This window comes from Zhouia amylolytica AD3, assembly GCF_000511935.2.
GTDB classification, from domain to species: domain Bacteria; phylum Bacteroidota; class Bacteroidia; order Flavobacteriales; family Flavobacteriaceae; genus Zhouia; species Zhouia amylolytica.
This window is the reverse complement of the sequence record NZ_AYXY01000009.1, coordinates 61,982-68,881: the sequence shown is the minus strand read 5'-3', so window position 1 is coordinate 68,881 and position 6,900 is coordinate 61,982. Positions and strand designations below refer to the sequence as shown.

At 36.8% G+C, this 6,900-nt stretch carries 3 protein-coding genes; 1 reads left to right on the top strand and 2 read right to left on the bottom strand.

Annotated elements, in window-relative coordinates; all coding sequences use genetic code 11:
• Positions 1-37: 37 nt before the first annotated feature.
• On the bottom strand, positions 38-1,318 hold the full coding sequence (locus P278_RS03510; RefSeq protein WP_038262463.1) for a tetratricopeptide repeat protein: 1,281 nt from the start codon (positions 1,316-1,318) through the stop codon (positions 38-40).
• A 113-nt stretch (positions 1,319-1,431) separates the two neighbouring features.
• Complete coding sequence (gyrA, locus tag P278_RS03505) at positions 1,432-3,981, bottom strand: DNA gyrase subunit A (protein ID WP_038262460.1); 2,550 nt, start codon at positions 3,979-3,981, stop codon at positions 1,432-1,434.
• A 264-nt stretch (positions 3,982-4,245) separates the two neighbouring features.
• On the opposite strand from gyrA, the gene P278_RS03500 reads away from it, so the two are divergent.
• Complete coding sequence (locus P278_RS03500; protein WP_038262458.1) at positions 4,246-6,801, top strand: ATP-dependent Clp protease ATP-binding subunit; 2,556 nt, start codon at positions 4,246-4,248, stop codon at positions 6,799-6,801.
• Positions 6,802-6,900: the final 99 nt, after the last annotated feature.

Sequence of the window (6,900 nt, the reverse complement as noted above, 5' to 3'; positions counted from 1 at the left end):
AAGGCTTTTTTATTTTTATATGTTAGCTTAAGAAAGATTACTGTTGAATGCTTTCTAATTTAGCTTGCATCTCTTTAAACTTAGCTGATTCTCCCAGACCTCTGTAAATATTCATCAAAGTTCTGATCGCATCAGGATTTTCAGGATTAATCTCCAACACCTTCTCTAAATAAGGGATAGATGATCTATGAATATCCTCTCTTTGTGACTTCAATTCATCATACTTCTTGTTATCAGCAGATGAAGTACCCAAACTGTTCATTTGGTCAACGATATCCTGTTCTCCAGATAAGATAAGTGAAGCCATATTTAAATTCGTGTTTTCATTCTCAGGATCTAAAGCCAACGATTTTTTATAATATTCCTTAGCTTTCTCAGCATCTCCCTGCTCTGCAGTAATTACACCAAGATTATAGTATAATGATGGGTTATTAGGATCTTTCTGAATCGCTTCTTCCATAAGGTTTTGAAACTTCACCTTATCATCCATCTTGATGTATAAGTTAGCCTCAGTAAGCAACAAGTTAATGTCGTCTGGATTCGCTGCGCGAGCATCCTGAATAGCCTCAATAGCTTTTTCAGTATCTCCCTTTTGAGTGTAAATCAACGCGATGTTTTTTACAATCTCAGGCAACCTTGATTCCGTAACTTTCTCAGCAGGGTTATTATGTGAGTTTGCTTTAATCATTAAATCACGTTGCTGTTTACTACTAAAAACCTCTTCTTCCCCGGTTTCTACATTAGTAGCTACGTATTGAGTAGAAACTCCAGTATAACCTATATCCTTTAATTGAGTGTAATAATCCAAAGCAGTATCATAATCACCTCCGTTTACGGCACTGGAAGCTGCAAAATAAAGGTAATCCTTATTATTTTCTTTATCTAACTGATAGGCCATATATAACTTATCAGCAGCCGATGCATAATTGTTTTGCTTATTATCTTCTACAGCCGAATTAACTAAAGCTCCTGACATTTGAGCCATAACTTCTTTTGCTTCATCAGTATACTTTTGCTTATAAGACTTTTCAAACTCAATCAACTCATTGAAAGACTCTAAAGAAGTTTTAAAAGAATTGGTAGCATCCATCCCCTTTTGAGCCATGTCGAAATAAGTCTTTCCTTTTAAGAAATAAAATTCAGCTTTGTACTTATCATCTGCATTAGCTATTAGCGGACTTGCTGCCTCAATCGCTGCCTTAGCTCCCGTTACATCTCCTCCTTTTAATGCTTTATCAGCATCCTTTAATTCGTTCTTTTGAGCAAAAGAAAAAGCAGTAATTAATAACGTTGAAACAACTAAAACTTGTTTTTTCATCAGTCTAAAATTTTCTATGGTTTTAATGTATTAATTCTTTTAATTATTTACGATTTAAATCATCGTATGGATTAAAATAAAACTTATTTATTTAAAAACAACAATAATAAACGTTATGATTCGTTGCTTGATTCGTTAGTTGATTCATCAACTTCTGTACCATTCTCCTCTACTTCGATATCATTTAAATCCTGAATATCATCTTCTTCCTTCATTACTTTAGCAACAGCAGCAATCGAATCATTCCCTTTAATATTAATAAGTCGAACACCCTGCGTGGCTCTTCCCATAACTCTAAGATCCTCTACTGCCATTCGAATAGTAAGTCCTGATTTATTAATAATCATTAAATCATCCTCGTCAGAAACATTCTTAATAGCAACCAATTCTCCTGTTTTACTACTTATGGACATGGTTTTAACTCCCTTACCACCTCTGTTAGTCATACGATAAACCGCTTCACCATCATCAGGATCATCCAGGTAAGTACGCTTACCATATCCGTTTTCAGAAACCACGAGTATATTCTCTTCCATATTATGGACAGAGATCATCCCGATTACCTCATCATTATCATCTGCCAGGGTGATACCTCTTACACCAGATGCATTTCTACCCATCGGACGCGTTTTTCCTTCTTCGAATCGAATAGCTTTACCAGATTTGGTAGCCAACATAATTTGACTGTTCCCAGTCGTTAATTTAGCTTCTAGTAATTCGTCATCCTCTCTTACAGTGATAGCATTAATACCATTCTGACGAGGTCGGGAATACTGTTCAAGTGAAGTTTTCTTAACGATCCCTTTTTTTGTTGCCATGATGACATAATGACTATTAATATAGTCCTCATCTTTTAAATCTTTGGTACAAATAAAAGCCTTTACCTTGTCATCCTGTTCTATATTTATAAGGTTTTGAATCGCTCTACCTTTGGAAATTTTTGAACCTTCAGGAATCTCAAATACACGCAACCAAAAACATTTACCTTTTTGAGTAAAGAATAACATGTATTGGTGATTGGTACCGACAAAAAGATGCTCCAGAAAATCCTCATTTCTCGTTGAAGAACCTTTTTGACCTACACCTCCACGGTTTTGAGTTTTATATTCTGTAAGCGGTGTACGTTTTATATACCCAGCATGAGAAATCGTTATAACCACCTGCTCATCAGCAATCATATCCTCAATGCTAAAGTTTCCTCCTGCATAATTGATTTCAGAACGACGCTCATCTCCATACCTATCTCTTACTTCAATAAGCTCCTCTTTTATGACGTCCATTCTACGCTCTTCTCTGGCTAGAATATCTTTTAAGTCCTCAATCAATTTCTTGATTTCATCATATTCAGCACGTAACTTATCCTGCTCCAGACCCGTTAATTGTCTCAAACGCATCTCTACAATCGCCTTAGCCTGAATTTCAGACAACTTAAAGCGATCCATTAATTTCGTACGAGCTTCATCTGCATTAGAAGATCCACGGATAATACTAATTACCTCATCGATGTTATCAGATGCTATTATGAGTCCTTCTAAAATATGGGCTCTTTCTTCTGCTTTGCGCAATTCATATTCAGTCCTTCTTACTACAACCTCATGACGGTGGTTCACAAAGTGCTTAATAAGGTCCTTCAAATTCAACATTTCAGGACGACCGTTTACCAAGGCAATATTATTAACGCTAAATGAAGATTGCAGGGCTGTATATTTGAATAAGGTGTTCAATACAATATTAGGCACTGCATCACGCTTTAAAATATAAACGATACGCATTCCCTTTCTATCCGACTCATCACGGATATTCGAAATACCTTCAATCTTTTTGTCATTAACTAAATCGGCAGTCTTTTTAATCATTTCCGCCTTGTTCACCTGATAAGGAATCTCAGTAACAACAATACATTCTTTACCGTTAACCTCCTCGATTTCAGCTTTAGCCCTCAGAACGACACGTCCCCTACCGGTTTTAAAAGCCTCACGAACTCCATCATATCCATAGATAATACCTCCTGTTGGAAAGTCCGGAGCTTTTATGTGCTCCATCAATCCATCAATTTCTATGTCCCTGTCATCTATATAGGCGATGGTACCATTAATAACCTCTGTAAGGTTATGAGGAGGCATATTGGTGGCCATCCCCACGGCAATACCGGAAGCACCATTGACTAACAAGTTTGGAATTCGCGTAGGAAGAACTTTAGGCTCTTTTAAGGTATCATCAAAGTTGAGTTGATGGTCAACTGTCTCTTTGTCGATATCTGCCAACATGTCTTCAGAAATCTTACGCATTCTGGCTTCCGTATAACGCATTGCTGCCGGACTATCACCATCAACTGATCCAAAGTTACCCTGTCCGTCTACTAACATATAGCGCAAACTCCAATGCTGCGCCATTCTCACCATAGTATCGTATACCGAAGAATCTCCGTGTGGGTGATACTTACCTAGTACCTCCCCAACAATTCTTGCGGATTTCTTATAAGCTGTATTGGATCTGACTCCTAATTCATGCATTCCAAACAACACCCTTCTGTGTACCGGCTTTAATCCATCACGTACATCAGGTAAAGCACGTGACACAATGACTGACATCGAATAATCGATGTAGGCCGATTTCATTTCATCTTCAATATTAATAGGAATCAGTTTTTCTCCTTCTGCCATATTAATTTGTTTTTATTTTTCGATAGTTTACAAATCGAGCCAATATACGCATTTTATATAGTACGCAAGAGTTTTTAACCCACCTTTTTTCATATAATTTATTAACAGTTTTTAAGAGTATAGACGTTGATAAGATGTCGTTAATTTTCTTTGATTTTGAATTATTTTTTCGTCTATTAGCTATGGCTGCAAGTATTAAGGTATGGTTTTTGCCTTTTTGTTGTAGATTTTAATTATTTTTAAAGAAGTAAAGGAGAAAGAATTATGGATGACAATTTTTCACCAAGAGTAAAAGATGTGATCACATACAGTAAAGAGGAAGCACTTCGTTTAGGGCACGACTTTATTGGTACAGAACATCTTGTGCTTGGTTTATTGAGAGACGGTAGCGGGAAGGCCATAAATATCCTTAATGCCTTAAATATAGACCTGGATCATTTAAGAAGAAAAGTAGAGATATTGAGCCCGGCTAATCCAAATGCCGATGGCGCTCCTAATTTTAAGAAGAACCTGCATTTAACCAGGCAAGCTGAAAGAGCTCTGAAGACCACATTTTTAGAGGCTAAATTATTTCAAAGTTCTTCGATAAATACCGCTCACCTTTTATTATGCATTTTAAGAAACGAAAATGACCCCACAACTAAGCTACTTAATAAACTTCAAGTAGATTATGATGGAGTTAAAGACCAATTTAAGCAAATGATTATAAGCGACGACGATTATATAGATGCTCCATCGGCAGAATCTTACCCAGATGATCCCGGTTCAGCAGAAGATTCAAGAGACAATCCGTTTAATAGCCCTGGCGGTTCAAAATCCAGTAAGAAGTCTAAGACTCCTGTTCTGGATAATTTTGGACGAGACCTTACACAACTGGCTGAAGAAGATAAATTAGATCCGGTAGTAGGTAGACAAAAGGAAATTGAACGTGTTTCTCAGATTCTTAGCAGAAGAAAGAAAAACAACCCCTTACTCATTGGAGAGCCAGGAGTTGGTAAAAGTGCCATAGCAGAAGGACTTGCTTTACGAATTGTAAAAAGAAAAGTATCTCGAGTGCTTTATAATAAAAGAGTAGTTACACTTGATCTCGCCTCTTTGGTTGCTGGCACCAAATACCGAGGACAATTCGAAGAACGCATGAAAGCGGTTATGAATGAACTCGAAAAAAATGATGATATCATTCTTTTTATTGATGAAATTCATACTATAGTGGGTGCTGGTGGTGCCACCGGAAGTTTGGACGCATCCAATATGTTCAAACCTGCATTGGCCAGGGGAGAAATACAATGTATAGGCGCTACAACTTTAGACGAATACAGACAATATATCGAAAAAGACGGAGCTCTTGAACGAAGATTTCAAAAGGTAATGGTGGAACCTACCACGGTAGAAGAAACCGTTGAAATCCTCAACAACATTAAAGGTAAATACGAAGAACATCATAACGTAATGTACACAGACGAGGCTATTAACGCCTGTGTTAAATTAACGAATCGTTACCTTACCGATCGCTTCTTACCGGACAAGGCTATCGATGCATTGGATGAAGCAGGCTCACGGGTACACATCACCAATATGGAAGTGCCTAAACAAATTCTTGATCTCGAAAAACAACTTGAAGAAGTAAAAGAGCTTAAAAACTCCGTTGTTAAAAAGCAAAAATATGAAGAGGCTGCCAAATTACGTGATGATGAAAAACGTATAGAAAAAGAACTTTTAATCGCTCAGGAAAAATGGGAAGAAGAAAGCAAACTACATAAAGAAACTGTTACTGAAGATAATGTAGCGGATGTAGTTTCAATGATGAGCGGTATTCCCGTAAACAGAATAGCACAGGCAGAGAGCACCAAACTCGCTAAATTACCTGATTTAATCAAAGGTAAGGTTATTGGTCAGGATGAAGCAGTTGGTAAAGTTGTTAAAGCCATTCAACGTAACAGAGCAGGATTAAAAGACCCTAATAAACCTATAGGTTCTTTTATTTTCCTTGGACAAACGGGAGTTGGTAAAACACAATTAGCTAAAGTCCTTGCCTCTCAATTATTTGACTCTGAAGATTCTTTAATTAGAATTGACATGAGTGAATATATGGAGAAATTTGCTGTATCGAGATTGATCGGTGCACCTCCAGGATATGTCGGATATGAAGAAGGAGGCCAACTTACCGAAAAGGTTAGGAGAAAACCATATGCTGTTATTCTGTTGGACGAGGTTGAAAAAGCCCATCCGGACGTCTTTAATATGCTGTTACAGGTACTAGATGATGGTTCACTTACAGATAGTCTTGGTCGAAAAATCGATTTTAGAAATACTATTATCATTATGACGTCGAATATTGGAGCTCGACAATTAAAAGATTTTGGTCAAGGTGTCGGATTTGGAACCTCTGCTAAATTGGCTCAGGCAGATGATCACGCGAGAAGTGTCATTGAAAATGCCCTTAAAAAAGCCTTTGCTCCCGAATTTCTAAACAGAGTTGATGATGTGGTGGTGTTTAATCCTTTAGAAAAAGAAGACATCAACAAGATTATTGATATTGAATTAGAGAAATTGTTTGAAAGAATCAAAGATTTGGGCTATACGCTCACCCTTAGCGACAAAGCCAAAGATTATATCGCTGATAAAGGTTTCGACAAGCAATATGGAGCTCGTCCTTTAAAAAGAGCAATCCAGAAGTATATTGAGGATGCCCTGGCAGAAGAAATTATAACTTCAAAACTGAGTGATGGAGACACCATTTTTATGGATCTTGACAAAAAGAAAGATGAATTAACAATAAAGATCAAAAAATCGGAGAAACCAACAGAATCAGAATCTTAAAAAAAGAGAATCTTTATACTAAAAAAGTGTATCAAAATTTGATACACTTTTTTTTATTTTTATTTTAAGGGAAATAAAATTACTAAAGGTATCTTTCAT

Bases quoted from the DNA above. Each gene is read 5' to 3' on its own strand.
- gyrA (WP_038262460.1), bottom strand. From the start codon at position 3,981: ATGGCAGAAGGAGAAAAACTGATTCCTATTAATATTGAAGATGAAATG.
- P278_RS03500 (WP_038262458.1), top strand. From the start codon at position 4,246: ATGGATGACAATTTTTCACCAAGAGTAAAAGATGTGATCACATACAGT.
- P278_RS03510 (WP_038262463.1), bottom strand. From the start codon at position 1,318: ATGAAAAAACAAGTTTTAGTTGTTTCAACGTTATTAATTACTGCTTTT.